Below are 16,704 nucleotides of genomic sequence, written 5' to 3' on the forward strand. Positions count from 1 at the left end.
CCTGGCTGCCCCCGGGCAGGGCCCGATGTCCCCTGCCGCGGGGCACGGTCCGAGGAAAGGGTTGAGGAGACCCGGACCGCAGGACCCGTGAAGGAGCGAGCATGCCGACGTACCTCACCCCAGGTGTTTACGTGGAGGAGGTGCAGTCCGGTGCTCGCCCGATCGAGGGTGTGGGCACCGCGGTCGCCGCGTTCGTCGGCTTCGCCGAGGACGGCCCGTTCCACGAGCCCACGCTGGTGACGAGCTGGGACCAGTACAGCCGGATCTTCGGCGGTTTCGTGCAGGGCGCGTACCTGCCGCACTCCGTCTACGGCTACTTCGCCAACGGCGGCGGCTCCGCCTACGTCGTGCGCATCGGCGGCTCCGCCGACGACTCCTCCGCCCCGGCCGGCAACGGCGACGGCGCGCGGCCCGAGCAGGCGGCGCTCGCCGTCGAGGTGGGCGGCTTCCAGATCGCGGCCAAGCCCGGCGTGACCGGCGTGTCCATCGAGATCGCCGACCCGGAGGGCGAGAACCCGCCGGAGGACCGCTTCCGCGTCCTGGTCCGCCAGGGCGAGCAGGTGGCCGAGACCTACGACGCCTCGACCCGCCGGAATGTGAAGGGCTACCTGCCCACCCAGGCCCGCAACTCGAAGCTGATCGAGGTGAGCGAGCAGCGCGGCGGGAACCAGACCCGGCCGGCCGCGCAGACGATCGCCGTGCCGGACGCCCCGGCCGCGCCCGCGCCCTCGGCCTCCGGCCAGGTGGCCCGGCTGGACCCGGCCGAGTACGTCGGTGACGCCGAGGCGCGCACCGGCTTCGCCGGTCTGGAGAGCGTGGACGAGATCACCATGGTCGCCGTCCCCGACCTGATGAGCGCCTACCAGCGCGGTGACATCGACGCCGAGGGCCTGCGCACGGTGCAGCTCGCCGTCATCTCGCACTGCGAGCAGATGGGCGACCGCGTCGCCGTCCTCGACGCCCCGCCCGGCCTCTCCGCGCAGGCGGTCCGCAACTGGCGCAACGACGAGGCGGGTTACGACTCCCGCTACGCCACCCTGTACTACCCCTGGGTCCGGGTGCTGGACCCGGCCGCCGGACGCAACATCACCGTCCCGCCGAGCGGCCACGTCGCCGGCCTGTGGGCCCGCAGCGACACCGAGCGCGGGGTGCACAAGGCGCCGGCGAACGAGGTGATCCGCGGCGCGGTCGACCTGGAGCTGCGGCTGAGCAAGGGGGAGCAGGACCTGCTCAACCCGATCGGCGTGAACTGCATCCGTACCTTCCCCGGCCGGGGTGTGCGGGTCTGGGGTGCGCGCACCCTCTCCTCCGACCCGGCGTGGCGCTACCTGAACGTGCGCCGGCTCTTCAACTACCTGGAGGAGTCGATCCTGCTCGGCACCCAGTGGGTGGTGTTCGAGCCGAACGACGACCGGCTCTGGTCGAGCATCCGGCGCAACGTCAGCGCCTTCCTCACCGAGGAGTGGCGCCGGGGCGCGCTGTTCGGGCGCACGGCGGCGGAGGCGTTCTACGTCAAGTGCGACCGGGACAACAACCCGCAGGAGTCCATCGACCAGGGACGCGTGGTCTGCGAGATCGGTGTCTCGCCGGTCAAGCCGGCCGAGTTCGTGGTGTTCCGGCTGGCGCAGTTCTCCGACAGCACCAGCCTCGTCGACGAGTGACCTCCGTCGCTTCCGGCACTTATCCACCCAGAAAGGTGACAGACAGTCATGGCTGAGGGCGATGCTCTTTCCACCCATATCTTCGGCGTCCAGCTCGGCGGCTACCTGGTCGAATCCATCCAGGAGATCAGCGGCCTGAGCGTCGAGGAGGAGGTGGTCGAGGTCCGGCAGGTCAGCTCCGAGGGCAAGCAGATCATCCGCAAGCAGCCGGGCGCCCGCCAGGCCGGCGAGATCACGATCACCCGGGGACTCGACCAGAGCAGCGAGTTCACCTCGTGGATCAAGGAGACGCTGAACAACGGCGCGGTGGACACGGCGCGGCAGAATCTCACCATCGAGATCAAGGACTCCACCGGTGAGACCGTGCGGCGCATCCAGCTCATGCAGGGCTGGGCGTCCAAGTGGGAGGGCCCGTCCCTCAAGGCGGGCGAGTCGTCGGCCGCCACCGAGTCCGTGACCATCGTGTTCGAGGAGATCATCGTCGAATGAGGCGCCGTACGGTGACCGCGGGCAACCTGGACGAGATCCTCCAGGCGACGGCTCCCGCGAAGGACGAGGCGGAGGCGGTGTCCAAGCCGTTCACGCCCGCGGCGCCGCCGCGCCAGGAGCCCGCGCTGCGCACGGAGTTCGAGTTCGAGCTGCCGCGCGGGTACGTCGACGAGGCGGGCACCGTGCACCGGCACGGCTCGATGCGCCTGGCCACGGCTCGCGACGAGCTGCGCCCGCAGATCGACCTGCGGGTCAAGGAGAACCCGGCGTACCTCAGTGTCGTGCTGCTCAGCCAGGTGATCACCCGGATCGGCACGGTCACCGATGTGCACGCGGGGATCGTGGAGCGGATGTACGCGACCGATGTCGCGTTCCTCCAGGACTTCTACCGGCGCGTCAACAGCGAGGGCCACACGCGTGCGGCGGTGACCTGCCCGCACTGCGAGGGCGGCTTCGAGGTCGACCTCTCGGGTGGGCGCCTGGGGGAATCGTGACGTACGCGCCTTCCCGGCTGCGGGAGGAGATCGCGTACGTCGCCTACCACTTCCACTGGAGCCGCGAGGAGATCCTCGACCTCACCCATGCCGAGCGCCGGGAGTGGGTCACCGAGATCGCCCGCATCAACACCCGCGTGAACGAAGGCGGTTGACCGCATGGGATGGCGAGACAGGGTGCGTCGGCCCCGGCCGCCCGCCGCCGGGGACGTCGGCAGCGCCGGCTCCGGTCCAGTGGAGCAGGCGCCTGCCGGCGTCGGCGTGCCCGAGGGCTGGGACGGCGGCTGGCGTGCGGCTGCCACGCCTGAACTGACGGTTTCCCGTGCCCCGTTGGCGGTCAGTGACGGGCTCGGCTTCCGCGCGGGGCTGGCGGCCTGGCGCGACCCGTCCTTCGACACGGGGCTCGCGCACGGGGTGCTGCCTTCGGCTCCCGCTGGTCTGGTGCGGGGGGTCGCCCAGGCTGCTTCGGGGCCCGGGGAGACGTTCAGTGGCGGCGGGCCGCTGCTGTTGCGTGCGGTGCGGCGGGAGGAAGCGGAAGAGGTCGCGCCTGCGGGTGGGGAGCGGCCGGAGAGGGTTGTGACCGGCCGGCCCCGGCAAGCGGCGACATCCACTGGGGCCGTGCGTGATGGTGGGCCTGCGGTGCGGCGGCGGGGGGCTGCCGACTCGGTCGGGGAACAGCGTGGGCTTACGTCCACGTCGTCTCCCGCGGTACTCGGCGCCGGTGGGGCGGAGCCCGCGGTGCAGCGGGCGGTGGCCCTCGACGCCGGTGCGCCGGAGCCTGCCGTGCAGCGGGCGGCGGCCGCAACGGCTCCTGCCGCGCGGGCGCTTCCCGTCGTGCGGCGCGTCGCGGTGGTGGACCCTCGCACAGGTGGGGCGGCACCGGTTGTCGCGCCTGCGCACACCGGCTCGCGCGCCGAGAGCGTCCCGGCTTCGTCCGGTACGGAGAGGGGGCGCGCCGTAACCCCTTCCGTGCGTCCGCTTCCGGTGGGCCGCTCGCTGGTCGTCGCTCGGCGGCCGGCCGGTCCTGTGCGGCGGGTGGCTGCTGTGCCGGCCGTCGCTTCCACGGTGGCCGCGCCCGAGCCTCAGGCGCAGGCTGGTCAGGTCACTCGGGGTGCTCAGGGTTCTCAGGGTGCCCAGGGTTCTCAGGGTGCCCAGGCCGAGCAGGCCACGGTTCAGCGGCGGGAGGGGAGCCGTCCGCCGCTGGGTGAGCCGATGCCCCAGCTTCCGCCCACTGCGGTGCCGATGAAGCAGGGGACCGTCGAGGGCAGCACTCCGGGGCCCGTGCTTCCCATGGTGCGGAGTCGGGCGGAGACGGCGGCCGCCGAGCCCGTCCAGCGCCCGGTCGAGCCGCAGGCTCCCCGTACCCGGACAGGTCTGGGGGCGCCGCTGTCGGAGCTGCCTCCGACGGCCGACGTGCCCGGCACCGGGCAGCGGTCCGGGCGGACCCCGGTGCAGCGGTCCGCCGCACCGACGCCTCAACAGGACGCGCGTAAGCCTCTGTTGGGCAGCCGGCAGCCTGAAGGCGGCAACGAGCCGACGCCCGGCGCCGTCCAGCGCCGCACGAGCACGGACCCCGCGCCGACCGGCGGCCCCGCCGGCCCCGCGCCTCTGACCGTGGCCCGTACGAGCGCCCCCGCGCCCGAGACGCCCGGCACGACACCCAAGGACACCCCCGCGCGCCGCACCACGGCACCCGAAGACACGCGTCCTGCGGCGCAACGCGCTTCGGCGACTCCCACCACGCCCCGCGCCTCCGAGCGTCCGACCCTGGGTGCCCCGGAGCGCCAGAGTCCCGCGTCCCCGGCCACGTCCCCCGGCGGCCCGAGTCCCGCCCCCGGCGCCGGCCAGAGCGCGGTGCCCCTGACCCCGGCGCGTCCGGGCACGTCGGCCCCTCGGGTGTCCGGCACCGATCCGGGCTCCGTACCGCTGACTTCGGCACGCCCGAGCACGTCCGGCAACACGTCCGGCACCGGCCAGGCCTCGGTTCCCCTGACCCCCGCCCGCCCGGTCACGCCCACCGTCCAGACGTCCCGTACCGACCGGCACCCGGCACACCCGGGCACCCCGACCCCTCACGCACCCGGTACCCCCCAGTCCCCCGCGGCCTCGGCTCCGGCACACCCCGGAATGCCCACCCGCCAGGCGCCCAGCGCCCCCGCCACCCCGCAGACTGCGGCACCCCGTACCCCCAGCAACACGTCGGCCCCAGGACCCCGTACCCCCGGCGCCACCCCCACTTCAGCACCCCGCTCCCCCGGCACCACCCCGGCCCCGGCGCCCCGCACCCCCGCACGTCCCTCCCCCGGCACCACCCCCCTGGTCGTAGCCCGGTCCGTGACCCTCGCCGGTCAGCCCACCCCTACGGCCACCGGCAAGCCGTCCCCCACCCTGAACCTCCTCCCCGCCCGCCCCCTCACCCTCAGCACCGAGGGGGCACCTCCCATCGCCGCGCCCGCCCAGCGCAGGACGGCCGAACGCCCCGTGGTGGCCGCCCGTTGGCCGCGCGAGACGGCGGAACAGGCATCGACCCCGGTCCAACGCGCCCCCCAACGCCCGGTCGCCCCCGCCGCCGCCCGCTCGACCCCGTTGGCCGCGACCCCCACCACCCCGGCGCCACGCCCGCTCCCGGTCACTGCACCCCAACCCCCCACCGTACAACCCTTCCTGGTGAACTCCCCCGCCCACGAAGCGACCCCGCCGGCCCCCGCTCCCCTGGTCCGCCCCACGCGCGGCGGAGCCCCCGCCACGCCCAACGCCGCGACTCCACTGGTCCGCCCCGCCCAGATCCAGCGGGACACCGGAGCAGCCCTCACCCCGTCGAGTCCCACTCCTCCGGCGGTCCGCACCCAGATCCAGCGGGACAAGGGCGGCACCAGCACCCCGCCCGCCCAGGGCACGCCCGCCGCGCAAGCCGCCAACACGACCACCGGCACGAAGCAGCCGGGCAAGAACTCCACCCGGCCCAAACCCCCCGCCCCCGACTCCTCCCCCGACCTGGACGACCTGGCCCGGCGCCTGCTGGAACCCGTCTCCCGCCTTCTGCGCAACGAGCTGCGCCGGGGCCGGGACCGCACGGGCCGCCCCTTCGACGGCCGTCGCTGAGACACCGCCCCTGACCCACCCCGCCACCCCCGAACGCCCCACGGACGGAACCCGAGCAGCATGACCGACAACATCTTCGCCACGAGCGTCTTCTTCCGGCTCAACATCGGCGGGAACGACCTCGGCGCGTTCCACACGTGTTCCGGCATGGGGGCGCAGGTCGAGATGGAGACGTACGCGGAGGGCGGGAACAACGGGTTCACGTGGCAGTTGCCGGGCCGGGTGACCTGGTCGAACATCACGCTGACCCGGCCGGTGACGTCGGACACGGCGAAGATCGGCCGGTGGCTGGACGAGACGCTGCGCCGGGTGGAGCCGAAGGACGGCGAGATCGTCGCGCTGCGCCCCGACCTCAGCCGGATCATCGGCTGGCAGGTGTACGGGATCGTGCCGGTCCGCTGGCAGGGCCCGTCGTTCGATCCGGCCAGTTCGCAGGCGGCGGTGGAGACGCTGGAGATCGCGCACGAGGGGCTGGTTCCTTCCTGACCGCCCGCTCGCCCCGCCAAGCCCCCGTATCCCAGGAAGGAACCACCCCATGTCCCCATCGGTCCGCGCCAGCCGGGCCAGGGCGCAGCTCACCCTCAAGGAGCCGCCGGCCTCGGTCGGCGCCAAGCCCGGCGGCACGCTCGCGCGGCTCGACCTCCAGTTCAACCCGTCGACGCTGGAGCTGAGCAAGTCCACCGAGTGGCGCCGCTCCCCGGCGCGCATGGCGGGCGAGTCGGCGCTGCCGGAGTTCGTCGGCAGTGGGCCGAGGGTGCTGAGCCTGGAGGTGTTCCTGGACGCGACGGCCACCCACGACAACTCCGTGGAGCAGGCCGTGGAGAAGCTGATGAAGGCGTGCGTGCCCACCCAGGCGAGCCTCGGCCGGAAGAAGCCGGCGAGCCCGTGGGTGCGGTTCGAGTGGGGTACGGCGCGTACGACGTCGTTCGACGGGGTGCTGTCCAGCCTGTCGGTGTCTTACACGCTGTTCGACGTGGACGGCAAGCCGCTGCGGGCCACCTGCTCGCTGTCCATCGAGGAGGCGAGCGTCGATCCGCCGGGGCAGAACCCCACCTCGGGCGCGCGGACGGCGCGCAGCACGCACACGCTGGTGGCGGGCGACAGCCTGGCGATGCTCGCCTGGCGGGAGTACGGGGACGCGACGGCCTGGCGGGCGATCGCCGAGGCGAACGGCATCGACGACCCGATGGCACTCCGGCCCGGCACCGAACTGGTGGTGCCCGGACTGCGGGACGCCGGGTACGAGGAGGAGGAGCGGTGACGGCCGCCGAGTCGGGTGACGTGCGGTCGTTCGCGGCCGATCCGGTGGTCGAGGCGCCGGGCGAGCTGCCGAACACCTGGGCGACGCAGCTGGTGAGCTGTGTGATCGAGGAGAGCGTGGGGCTGCCGGACGCGGCGGTGCTGACGTACCGCGATCCGCAGCACGAGTTCCTCGCGGCGACCGGTGTCACGATCGGCACGCCGCTGCGGGTGTCGGTGGTGACGGTGAAGGGGCAGGCGCGGGAGCCGCTGTTCAGCGGCGAGGTGACGGCCCTGGAGCTGGACCGGGACGGGACGGGCACCTTCACCGTCGTACGGGCGTACTCCAAGGCGCACCGGCTGCAGCGCGGCCGGAAGGTGGTGGCGTACCGGAACATGACGACGGCGGCGATCATCCGCAAGGTCGCCACCTCGGCGGGCCTGGCCTGCGGCAAGGTGGAGGCGCCCGCGGTCACGCACAAGCAGCTTTCGCAGGCGAACGTCTCCGACTGGGACTTCCTGCAGTATCTGGCGGGCGAGTGCGGTGCGCAGGTACGGGTGGACGACAAGGGTGTCCTGCAGTTCACCCGCCCCGTGAAGGCGTCCGGCGCGCCCGCTCCGTCGACGCCCGCGACGCGGAGCCCGCTGGTGCTGGAGTACGGCCGGAACCTGCTGGCGCTGCGGGCGTCGCTGTCGATGGCGGACGCGGCGCAGAAGGTGCAGGTGCGCGGCTGGGACGCGACCACCAAGCGGGCGGTGGTGGCCGAGCAGGCGTCCATCACCAGCGGCACGGTCGTGCCGGGTCTGAACCCCGCGTCGGTGAACCGGTTCGGCAGGAAGACCCAGGTGACGGTGGCCGACACCCCGTACCGCACGCAGGCGGAGGCGGCGGCGGTGGCGCGGGCGACGGCGGAGCAGGTGAGCGCGTCCTACGGTGACCTGGAGGCGCTGACCACCGGCAATCCGGCGCTGCGGGCGGGCAGGGCGGTCGCCCTGGGCAATGTGGGCCCCGCGTTCTCGGGGCGGTACACGGCGACGGCGGTGCAGCACGTGCTGGAGCCGCACGGCGGCTACCGGACGACCCTGTGGGTCAGCTCCCGCCCGGACCCCTCGCTGACCGGGCTGTCCGGTGCCGGGGCGGCGGGATCGCGCGGTGCGCGCATTCCGGGTCTGGCGATCGGCGTGGTCACCGATGTGCGGGAGCCGAACGGCGCGGAGCAGGGCGCGGTACGGCTCAAGTTCCCCTGGCTGGACGACACTTACGTCTCGGACTGGACGCGTACCGTGCAGTGGGGCGGCAAGGGCGGCGGCGGTGTGGTCAGCCCCGAGGTCAACGACGAGGTGCTGGTCGGGTTCGAGCAGGGGCTGCTGGACAGTCCGTACGTTCTCGGCGGGCTCTACAACGGCGTGGACAAGCCGTCGAAGCACGATGTGCCGCTGGTGGACAAGACCAGCGGGAAGGTCAACCGGCGCTCCATCGTTTCGCGTTCGGGACACCGGCTGGAACTGCTGGACGCGCCCCGGCCGGGTCCCTCGGGGCTGCGGCTGATGACGGCGGACAAGCGTCTGGAGGTCCGGATGGACGACCGCGAGGACCGGATCGAGGTGACCGTGTACCGGTCGCCGGGGCAGGTGGGCACGTCGATGGTGCTGGACAAGCAGGACATCACGCTGAGCGCGCCGCAGGGCCAGGTGACCCTGAAGGGGCGCCGGGTGGTGCTGGACGGGCAGTCGCGGGTGTCCGTGTCCGGGCGCGCGGTGGCGGTGACCGGGCGCTCGTCGGTCGAGGTGGACGGTGGTCTGCTGGGTGTCCTGAAGGCCAAGCTCATCCGGATCAACTGATCCGTCGCGCACGTCCGTTGATGTCGATTACCGAGGAGTTCACGATGCCGGCCGCAGCCCGTACCGGTGATCCGACGAGCCATGGCGGCCGGATCACCACCCCGCCGCCCGCGGCCGCCGCGCGGGTGGCGACCGTACTGATCGGTGGGCGTCCGGCGGCCGTCGTGGGCAGCCTGCACGTGTGCGTCGTCCCCCCGCACGCGGCCACCGGCCCGGCGAACGTGATCATCCCCGACCCGATGGCGCCGGCCGGCGAGGGCGTGCTGATCGGCGGCCTGCCGGCCGCGCGGATGGGCGACAAGACGGCGTGCCAGGCGCAGATCGTGATGGGTGAGTTGAGCGTGGAGATAGGTGGCGTGCTGTGAGCGAGCGGTTCATCGGCCGGGGCTGGGCGTTCCCGCTGCGGGTCGGCCCCACCGGCGGCATCGCCATGGTGGAGCGGGCACGGGAGATCGAGGAGGCCATCCGGCTGGTCCTCGGCACCGCCCCCGGCGAACGGCCGATGCGGCCCGAGTTCGGCTGCGGCATCCATGACTACGTGTTCGCGCCGGGCGACGGCGACACGGCGGGCCGGGTCGCGCAGCAGGTCCGGGAGGCCCTGGAGCGGTGGGAGCCGCGGATCTCCGTGGACGACGTGGTGGTGGCCTTCGACGCGGTGGACGCCGGGACGCTCTACATCGACGTGCATTACACGGTGCGTTCCACCAACGACCGGCGCAATCTGGTGTTTCCGTTCTACACGATCCCCTCCGAGGAGGGTGTCGAGGAAGTGGTCGGCGACTGATGGTCCTGCCCTCCCCCAATCTGGACGACCGGCGCTTCCAGCAGCTCGTCGACGAGGCGAAACGGTATGTGCAGCAGCGTGCCCCCGAGTGGACCGACCACAACGTGTCGGACCCAGGTGTCACGCTGATCGAGACGTTCGCCTATCTGGTGGACCAGCTGCTGTACCGGCTGAACCGGGTGCCGGAGAAGAACTACCTCGCTTTTCTCGACCTGTTGGGCATCCGGCTGTTCCCGCCGTCGGCGGCGTCCGCAGAGGTCGACTTCTGGCTCTCCGCGCCGCAGCCGGAGCCGGTGACGCTCACCGCGGGCACCGAGGTGACGACGGCGGCGGGCGAGGACGAGGACGCCGTCGTCTTCGCCACGACCGAGGAACTGCGCATCGTGCCCAGCGAGTTGATCCGGCTGGTGACGGCGCCGCGCGGCGGTGACCAGACCGACCGGACGAACGCGCTCGCCGAGGGCCGGGACGTGCCCTGCTTCCAGACGACGCCCGAGCCGGGTGACGCGCTGCTGTTCGGGCTGCCGACGGCCGTGCCGCGCTGTGTGGTCGCCGTCCGCCTGGACAGCCGGGTCGAGGGCGTCGGCGTCGACCCGCGCCAGCCCCCGCTGGTCTGGGAGGCGTGGGACGGCACGCGCTGGCTGCGGTGCGAGACCGGCGAGGACACCACGGGCGGTCTGAACCGGCCCGGCGAGGTCATCGTCTACGTCCCGGCGTCGCACACGGCGTCCGTGATCGGCGGGACGCGCGCGGGCTGGCTGCGCTGCCGGGTCGTGCCGGCCGAGCCCGGCCAGCCGTTCTACTCCGAGTCGCCCACCGTGCGGGAGGCCGCCGTGTTCACGGTGGGCGGCACCATGACGGTGGAGCACGCGGAGACGGTGACGGACGTGCCGCTCGGCGTCTCCGAGGGCGTCGCCGGGCAGACGTTCCGCCTGGACCGGCCGCCGGTGCTGCTCGACGGCGAGCCGCCCGTGGTGGAGGTGTCCTCCGCCGACGGCTGGCAGCGCTGGCAGGTCGTCGAGCACTTCGGCCGCTCCGGCCCCGAGGACCGGCACGTACGGGTCGACGCCACCTCGGGCGAGTTCGGTTTCGCGCCCGCGCTGCGTGAGCCCGACGGCACGCTGCGCCCGTGCGGCGCGGTGCCGCCCAAGGGCGCCCAGGTCCGTGTGGCCCGCTACCGCACCGGCGGCGGCCCGGCGGGCAACGTGGCGCGCGGCGCGATCAACGTGCTGCGCAGTTCGGTGCCGTACGTCGCCCGGGTGGGCAACCGGGAGGCGGCCCGTGGCGGGGTGGCGGGCGAGTCGGTGGCCAACGCCCGGCTGCGCGCCCCGCAGGCGCTGCGCATGCAGGAGCGCGCGGTGACCGCCGAGGACCACGAGATCATCGCCCGGCAGGCGGCGCCCTCGGTGCGCCGGGTGCGCTGTCTGCCCGCCGCCGACGAGCCGGGCGCCGTCCGGGTGCTGGTGGTGCCGGACGCGGTGCCCGACGACGACGGCCGGGTCCGCTTCGAGCAGCTCATCCCGTCCGACCAGGTGCTCGCCGCGATCACCGGGGCCCTGGACGAGCGGCGCCTGATCGGCACCCGTCTCGTGGTGGAACCGCCGGTCTACCAGGGCGTCACCGTGGTGGCCCGGCTCACCGCCCCGGCCGCCGTCGCGGACCGCGTACGGGCCACCGCCCTGGCCGCGCTCTACGACCACCTGGACCCGCTGCACGGCGGCCCCGACGGCACGGGCTGGCCGTTCGGGCGGCCGGTGCAGTACGGGGAGGTGTTCGGCGTGCTCCAGCGGGCCGTGGGGGACGTGCTGGTGGAGGACATCCGGCTGTTCCCGGCCGACCCGGTGACCGGGCGGCGCGGTGCGCCGGTGGACCGGGTCGACATCGGCGCGGGCGCACTGGTCTTCCCGTACCAGCACCAGGTGGTCGTCACGGCGGCGGAGCCGGAGGCACGGGTATGAGCCGCGCCGCGATCCCCGGTCTGCCGAGCCGCCATCCGATCGGCGGCCAACTGCCCGCGCTGTACGCGGAGGACGACTTCGCCCAGCGGTTCACCGCCGGTCTGGACACGGTCCTGGCCCCGGTGTTCAGCACACTCGACAACCTGCCCGCCTACCTCGACCCACGGGTGGCCCCGGCCGACTTCGTGGCCTGGCTCGCCTCCTGGGTGGGCGGGGTGGACGACCCGCGCTGGCCGCTGGAGCTGCGCCGCGAGGCCACGGTCCGGGCGATGGAGCTGCACCGGTGGCGCGGTACGAGGCGCGGGCTGGTGGAGGCGCTCCGGCTGATCCTCGGGGTACGGGCCGAGGTGGTGGGCGACGGCGCCGCCGTCTGGTCGGGCACCCCCGGCAGCGAGCTGCCGCCCGCTCCGGACGCCGGGATCGTCGTCCGGGTGTGGCCCCGCCGGGAGGCGACGGTCGAGGAGTCACGGGTCCATGAACTGGTCCAGGCCCTGGTCCCGGTGCACACGCGATGCCGGGTCGAGGTCCTTTCCGCCGCGCCCTCCGGCTCCGGTGAAGGAGAGTGACGGCCATGCGCGAGTGTCCCGCCTGCGGGGCGTCGAACGAGGCGACGGACGACTTCTGCGGGAACTGCGGGAGTTATCTGGGCTGGTCGGAGGAGTCGGGGCGGTCCTCGCGCCGGGCGGCTGCCGCCGCCCCCACGGAACCGGAGGCGGTGCCGGAACCGGAACCCGCCCCCGAGCCGGCCGCCGAGCCCGCCCCGGACCGGACCGACGAAGCCGAGCCACCCGCGCCGACGCCCACGCCGGCACCGGCACCGGCACCGGCACCCGGGCCCACCCCGGCTCCCCCGCGCCCGGTCACCCCCGCTCCCTCGACCGCTCCCCAGCCCGTCAAACCCGCCAAGGCGGTCGCCCCGCGCCCGGTGGTCCGCCCCCTGCCGGCGGACGAGGACACCTCGGGCATCCCGTGTCCCGTCTGCCGTACGCCCAACCCTCCGCACCGCCGTTTCTGCCGCAAGTGCGCCGCTCCGCTGGCGCCCGTCGCGGTGTCGGAGCCGCTGCCGTGGTGGCGCACCGTGTGGCCGTTCCGGCGGCGCACCCGCGCCGGCTCGGGCGCGCTGACCCGGCTGCTGGTGATCCTCGCGGTGGTGCTGGCGCTGTGCGTGGCGGGGTTCCTGCTGCTTCCGGCCGGGCGGGCTCTGATCGAGGACACGCGGGACAAGCTGGGCACGCCCAAGGCGGTCAGCCCGTCCCGCGTCACCGCCACCGCCGAGCTTCCGGGGCACTCGGCCCGGCTCACCACGGACGGGCTGACCAACCGCTACTGGGCGATCCCCGGCAGGAGCGCGTCGGTGACGTACGCCTTCGCCAAGCCGTTCCGGTTCGTGGACGTGATCGTCACCAACGGCGCGTCCAAGAACGCCGAGGACTACGGCACCCAGGCCCGCGCCCTCCGCCTGGACATGGACGTCTACTCGGAGGACGGCCAAGTCCGGCGCAAGGTGATCGACTTGAGCGACAAGCCCGGCCCGCAGCCCGTCGCGGTCGGCATGAGCCGGGTCACCTCGGTCCGGCTGACGCTCAGCGACCCGGTCGGCCTGTCCGGCGGGCGGCACGTCGCGCTGGCGGAGGTGGAGTTCTTCCAGCGGACGTGATGCTCAGGGGCGGCGGGGAGTTCAGCGGGTGACGCGGATCAGCTTGTGGTTGGCGAACTCCTCCATGCCGAAGCGGCCCAGTTCGCGGCCGAAGCCGGACCGCTTGACCCCGCCGAAGGGCAGTTCTGCGGCGGAGCCGGCCGGGCCGCCGAGGAACACCATGCCGGCGGCGAGACGCTGGGCCACCCGCTCGGCCTGCTCGTCGTCGTCGGTCTGCACAGAGGCGCTCAGCCCGTAGGGCGAGTTGTTGGCGAACTCGACCGCCTCGTCCTCGGAGCCCACCTTGAACAGCAGCGCGACCGGGCCGAACAGCTCCTCCCTGTAGGCCCGCATGTCGGGCGTGATACCGGCGAGCACCGTCGGCTCGTACCAGGCGCCCGGCCGGTCCATGCGGCGGCCGCCGGCCAGCACGGTCGCGCCCTTGGAGACGGCGTCCTGGACCTGCTCGTCCAGGGTCTTAAGGGCCTTCTCCGAGGAGAGCGGGCCCATGAAGGTGCCGGGGTCGGTGGGGTCGCCGGGGACGATGCGGCGGATCGCCTCGGTGTACCGCTCGGCGAACTCGTCGTAGTGCTCGTCCAGCGCGATGATCCGCTTGGAGGCGTTGCACGCCTGGCCCGCGTTGAGCATGCGGCCCTGGAGGGTGTTCTTCACGACGCGGGACATGTCCGAGACGCCGAGGATCAGATACGGGTCGGAGCCGCCCAGTTCCAGCACGACCTTCTTCAGGTTCCGGCCCGCGATCTCGGCCACCGCCGCGCCCGCCCGCTCGGAGCCGGTGAGGGAGACGCCCTGGACCCGGTCGTCGGCGATCACGTCCGCGATCTGGTCGTTGGTGGCGAAGATGTTGATGTACGCCCCCTTCGGCAGCCCCGCGTCCTGGAAGATCCGCTCCATCTCCAGCGCGGACTCCGGACACTGCGGGGCGTGCTTGAGCAGGATCGCGTTGCCCAGCATCAGGTTGGGCGCGGCGAAACGGGCGACCTGGTAGTACGGGAAGTTCCACGGCATGATCCCGAGCAGGGTGCCGACGGCCTCCTTGCGGATGACGGCGCGGCCGCCGGAGGCCACGTCGAGCTCCTCCTCCTTCAGGAACTCCTCGCCGTGGTCGGCGTAGTACCGGTAGATCGAGACGACGATGTCGATCTCGCCGAGGCCCTGCCGGACCGGCTTGCCCATCTCGCGGGTGATGATCGCGGCGAGCTGGTCCTTGCGCTCCTCGTAGAGGTCGGCCACCCGGTGCAGCACGGCCGCACGCTCCGCGGGCGGCCGTGCGGCCCACTCGCGCTGGGCGGTGTCGGCGGCTTCGAGCGCCTCGCGCAGTTCGGCGTCGGTCGCGGTCGGGTACTCCCGCTCGGTCTCGCCGGTGGCGGGGTTGACGATTCGGTAGTGCTCCATGACGTCCTCTCGTTCTCCGGTCCGGAAAGCCGCGGGGCGGGTGGCGGCAGCCGGGTATTACCGGACGGTACGGCCAACCGGCTACCCGTGGGCAGACCCCGAACACACCTCCCCCTCCCCGGCTGGACCGGCCCGCCGAGTCCCTGGAGAGCAACCGGGACATCATGTCGCCGGAGGCGCCGGCCGACTCCGTGCTGTCCGAAATGCTCCCCGCCGAGGGCATGACGGACGACACCGCCCTGGTCGTCGTGCGCCTCTGACCAGGGCGAATTTGCCGGACGGCAAGAGTCTGCGATCCAGGGGTCGTGCGGCGCGGAATCGGGGGTACAGGGGCCGCATGGCAGCGAAGACCGATCACTCCCGAATCCTGCGGGCCGTACGGCAGTTGCGCCGGGTGCGTGCCTTCTACGCGACCGGCGTGGCCCTGTGGCTCACCGCCGCGATCTGGACGGGCTGGATGCATCCCGGCAGTCGCCAGATGTGGGTCTCCTTGCTCCTGCTCGTGCTGTTCGCCGGGCTGCTGGTCACGGCGACGCTCTGGCTCCAGCGGCTGCGCACCTCGGACGAGGACGCTCCGGCCCACCACGCGGCGCCGGGACGGAAGATCACCGCCCAGCACGCCTGACCGGCGGGCCGGAGCCCCGGTTCACGCCGCGAGGTCGTGGCCGGGGTGCAGTACCACCTTGGTGTAGCCCTCGATCCGCTTGTCGAACTTGTCGTACGCCTGCGGGGCCTCGTCCAGCGGAAGTTCGTGGGAGACCACGAAGCTCGGCCGGGCGCGGCCCGAGGCGATCAGGTCGCGCAACTGGCGGTTGTACTTCTTGACGTTGCACTGACCGGTGCCCATCTTCTGGCCCTTCTCGAACATCTTGCCGATGGAGACCAGGAGTTGACCGTGCTTGGCGTGCTCGTCCGGGGCACCGGGGTCGGACGGCACGTACAGGCCCGGTATGCCGAGCCGGCCGGTGGGACGGACCGTCTCCACCAGTTGGTTGAGGACGATCGCGGGTTCCTCGTGACCGCTCTCGTCGCCCTTCTGGGCCTGGTAGCCGACGGCGTCGATGCCCTTGTCGGTGCCCTCGCCGTTCGTCTGCGCCTTGATCTGCTCGGCCGGGTCGCCCTTGGTGAAGTCGATCGGGATGGCCCCGATCTCCTCGGCCTTGGCGAGCCGTTCGGGCACCCGGTCGACCACGAACACCTTGGACGCACCGCGCAGCAGCGCCGAGTAGGCGGCCATCAGGCCCACCGGCCCGGCCCCGTACACCGCGACCGTCTCGCCGGGTGACACCTGGGCGAGTTCGCAGCCGTGGTAGCCGGTCGGGAAGATGTCCGCCAGCAGGATGTAGTCGGTCTCGTTCTCGTCGCCCTCGGGCAGCTTCAGGCAGTTGAAGTCCGCGAAGGGCACCCGCAGCCGCTCCGCCTGGCCGCCCGGGTACGGGCCCATGGACACATAGCCGTACGCGCCACCCGCGAAGCCGGGGTTCACCGTCAGGCAGAACCCGGTCTCCCCGGCGAGACAGTTCTTGCAGAACCCGCACGCGACGTTGAACGGCATCACGACGCGGTCCCCCACGGACAGCGAGACCACGCCGTCGCCGACCTCCTCGATCACGCCCAGGTTCTCGTGGCCGAACACGATGCCCGGCTCGGCCGCCGTGCGCCCCTCGTACATGTGCAGGTCGGAGCCGCAGATCGCGGACGAGGTGATGCGGACGATCACGTCGTTGGGGTGCTGGATCTGCGGATCGTCGACTTCTGTCACCGTGACGCTGAAGGGCCTCTCGTAGACAACGGCTTTCACCTGTGTCACCTCCGCGTCTCGTGCCGGCTGACGGCGACGGGGGCGGGCCGGTGCGGGACGCGCGGAAGCGCGGCCGGGCCGGGGCCCGTGGCCCTCGCTTCACCGCCGTTGCTTCCAGGTAACGCCCCCTGGCCGGGTGCTGCAACTCACCCGGATTGGTGAAGTTTTTGCCTGTGGCCGGTTCGCGGTGCCGCCGCCCTGCTCACCCGGCACACGCCGGTTTTCGCTTCGGCAAAGTGCGGCCGAAACCGGCGGTGGTTGGTGTCGCGGAGATTACGGAGC

The 16,704-nt window shown here is 73.0% G+C and carries 16 protein-coding genes; 14 read left to right on the forward strand and 2 right to left on the reverse strand.

Translation table 11 applies throughout. The features are described from left to right. Positions 1–101 precede the first annotated feature (101 nt). From E5082_RS10715 to E5082_RS10770, 13 genes are all read left to right on the forward strand, one after another. Entirely contained in the window at positions 102–1,661 is a 1,560-nt protein-coding gene (locus E5082_RS10715) for a phage tail sheath family protein (RefSeq protein ID WP_135791021.1), read from the forward strand. 48 nt (positions 1,662–1,709) lie between these two features. After that, a complete protein-coding gene (locus E5082_RS10720) occupies positions 1,710–2,150 on the forward strand; it encodes a phage tail protein (RefSeq protein ID WP_030803419.1) in 441 nt (146 codons plus the stop codon). Continuing rightward, positions 2,147–2,644 carry a zinc-ribbon domain-containing protein gene (locus E5082_RS10725; protein WP_031183844.1) on the forward strand — a complete coding sequence of 166 codons (498 nt, stop codon included), beginning with the start codon at positions 2,147–2,149 and terminating at the stop codon, positions 2,642–2,644. The genes E5082_RS10720 and E5082_RS10725 overlap by 4 nt, the downstream gene beginning before the upstream one ends. Then, positions 2,641–2,799 carry a DUF6760 family protein gene (locus tag E5082_RS32345; RefSeq protein WP_165507338.1) on the forward strand — a complete coding sequence of 53 codons (159 nt, stop codon included), beginning with the start codon at positions 2,641–2,643 and terminating at the stop codon, positions 2,797–2,799. The genes E5082_RS10725 and E5082_RS32345 overlap by 4 nt, the downstream gene beginning before the upstream one ends. 1,972 nt (positions 2,800–4,771) lie before the next feature. Then, complete coding sequence (locus E5082_RS10730) at positions 4,772–5,746, forward strand: hypothetical protein (RefSeq protein ID WP_135791022.1); 975 nt, start codon at positions 4,772–4,774, stop codon at positions 5,744–5,746. 60 nt (positions 5,747–5,806) lie between these two features. Beyond that, the gene (locus tag E5082_RS10735) at positions 5,807–6,232 is read left to right on the forward strand and encodes a phage tail protein (RefSeq protein WP_086696354.1); all 426 of its coding nucleotides are present in this window, start codon (positions 5,807–5,809) and stop codon (positions 6,230–6,232) included. Between the two features lie 49 nt (positions 6,233–6,281). Beyond that, positions 6,282–7,007: a CIS tube protein gene (locus tag E5082_RS10740; RefSeq protein WP_135791023.1), complete on the forward strand. Its 726-nt coding sequence runs from the start codon at positions 6,282–6,284 to the stop codon at positions 7,005–7,007. After that, positions 7,004–8,827 carry a VgrG-related protein gene (locus E5082_RS10745; protein ID WP_135791024.1) on the forward strand — a complete coding sequence of 608 codons (1,824 nt, stop codon included), beginning with the start codon at positions 7,004–7,006 and terminating at the stop codon, positions 8,825–8,827. The genes E5082_RS10740 and E5082_RS10745 overlap by 4 nt, the downstream gene beginning before the upstream one ends. Before the next feature lie 44 nt (positions 8,828–8,871). After that, entirely contained in the window at positions 8,872–9,192 is a 321-nt protein-coding gene (locus E5082_RS10750) for a PAAR domain-containing protein (RefSeq protein WP_135791025.1), read from the forward strand. After that, positions 9,189–9,611 (forward strand): GPW/gp25 family protein, encoded by a 423-nt coding sequence (locus tag E5082_RS10755; protein WP_031181818.1) that lies wholly within the window; start codon positions 9,189–9,191, stop codon positions 9,609–9,611. The genes E5082_RS10750 and E5082_RS10755 overlap by 4 nt, the downstream gene beginning before the upstream one ends. After that, entirely contained in the window at positions 9,611–11,569 is a 1,959-nt protein-coding gene (locus E5082_RS10760) for a putative baseplate assembly protein (RefSeq protein ID WP_135791026.1), read from the forward strand. Before E5082_RS10755 ends, E5082_RS10760 begins: the two co-directional genes overlap by 1 nt. Next, positions 11,566–12,135 (forward strand): phage tail protein, encoded by a 570-nt coding sequence (locus E5082_RS10765; RefSeq protein WP_135791027.1) that lies wholly within the window; start codon positions 11,566–11,568, stop codon positions 12,133–12,135. Before E5082_RS10760 ends, E5082_RS10765 begins: the two co-directional genes overlap by 4 nt. 5 nt (positions 12,136–12,140) lie before the next feature. Next, positions 12,141–13,226: an NADase-type glycan-binding domain-containing protein gene (locus E5082_RS10770; RefSeq protein ID WP_135791028.1), complete on the forward strand. Its 1,086-nt coding sequence runs from the start codon at positions 12,141–12,143 to the stop codon at positions 13,224–13,226. A 21-nt stretch (positions 13,227–13,247) separates the two neighbouring features. Here the strand turns inward: E5082_RS10770 and E5082_RS10775 are convergent, their stop codons facing one another. Continuing rightward, a complete protein-coding gene (locus E5082_RS10775; RefSeq protein WP_135791029.1) occupies positions 13,248–14,621 on the reverse strand; it encodes an NAD-dependent succinate-semialdehyde dehydrogenase in 1,374 nt (457 codons plus the stop codon). A gap of 337 nt (positions 14,622–14,958) precedes the next feature. Between E5082_RS10775 and E5082_RS10780 the strand changes: the two genes are divergently transcribed. Then, positions 14,959–15,246 carry a hypothetical protein gene (locus E5082_RS10780; RefSeq protein ID WP_086695328.1) on the forward strand — a complete coding sequence of 96 codons (288 nt, stop codon included), beginning with the start codon at positions 14,959–14,961 and terminating at the stop codon, positions 15,244–15,246. Positions 15,247–15,267: 21 nt separating this feature from the next. Here E5082_RS10780 and E5082_RS10785 read toward each other — a convergent pair whose 3' ends face one another. Further along, positions 15,268–16,422 (reverse strand): glutathione-independent formaldehyde dehydrogenase, encoded by a 1,155-nt coding sequence (locus E5082_RS10785; protein WP_135791030.1) that lies wholly within the window; start codon positions 16,420–16,422, stop codon positions 15,268–15,270. Positions 16,423–16,704 lie beyond the last annotated feature (282 nt).

Origin of the sequence: Streptomyces griseoluteus (assembly GCF_004784465.1) — a bacterium.
GTDB classification, from domain to species: Bacteria; Actinomycetota; Actinomycetes; order Streptomycetales; family Streptomycetaceae; genus Streptomyces; species Streptomyces griseoluteus.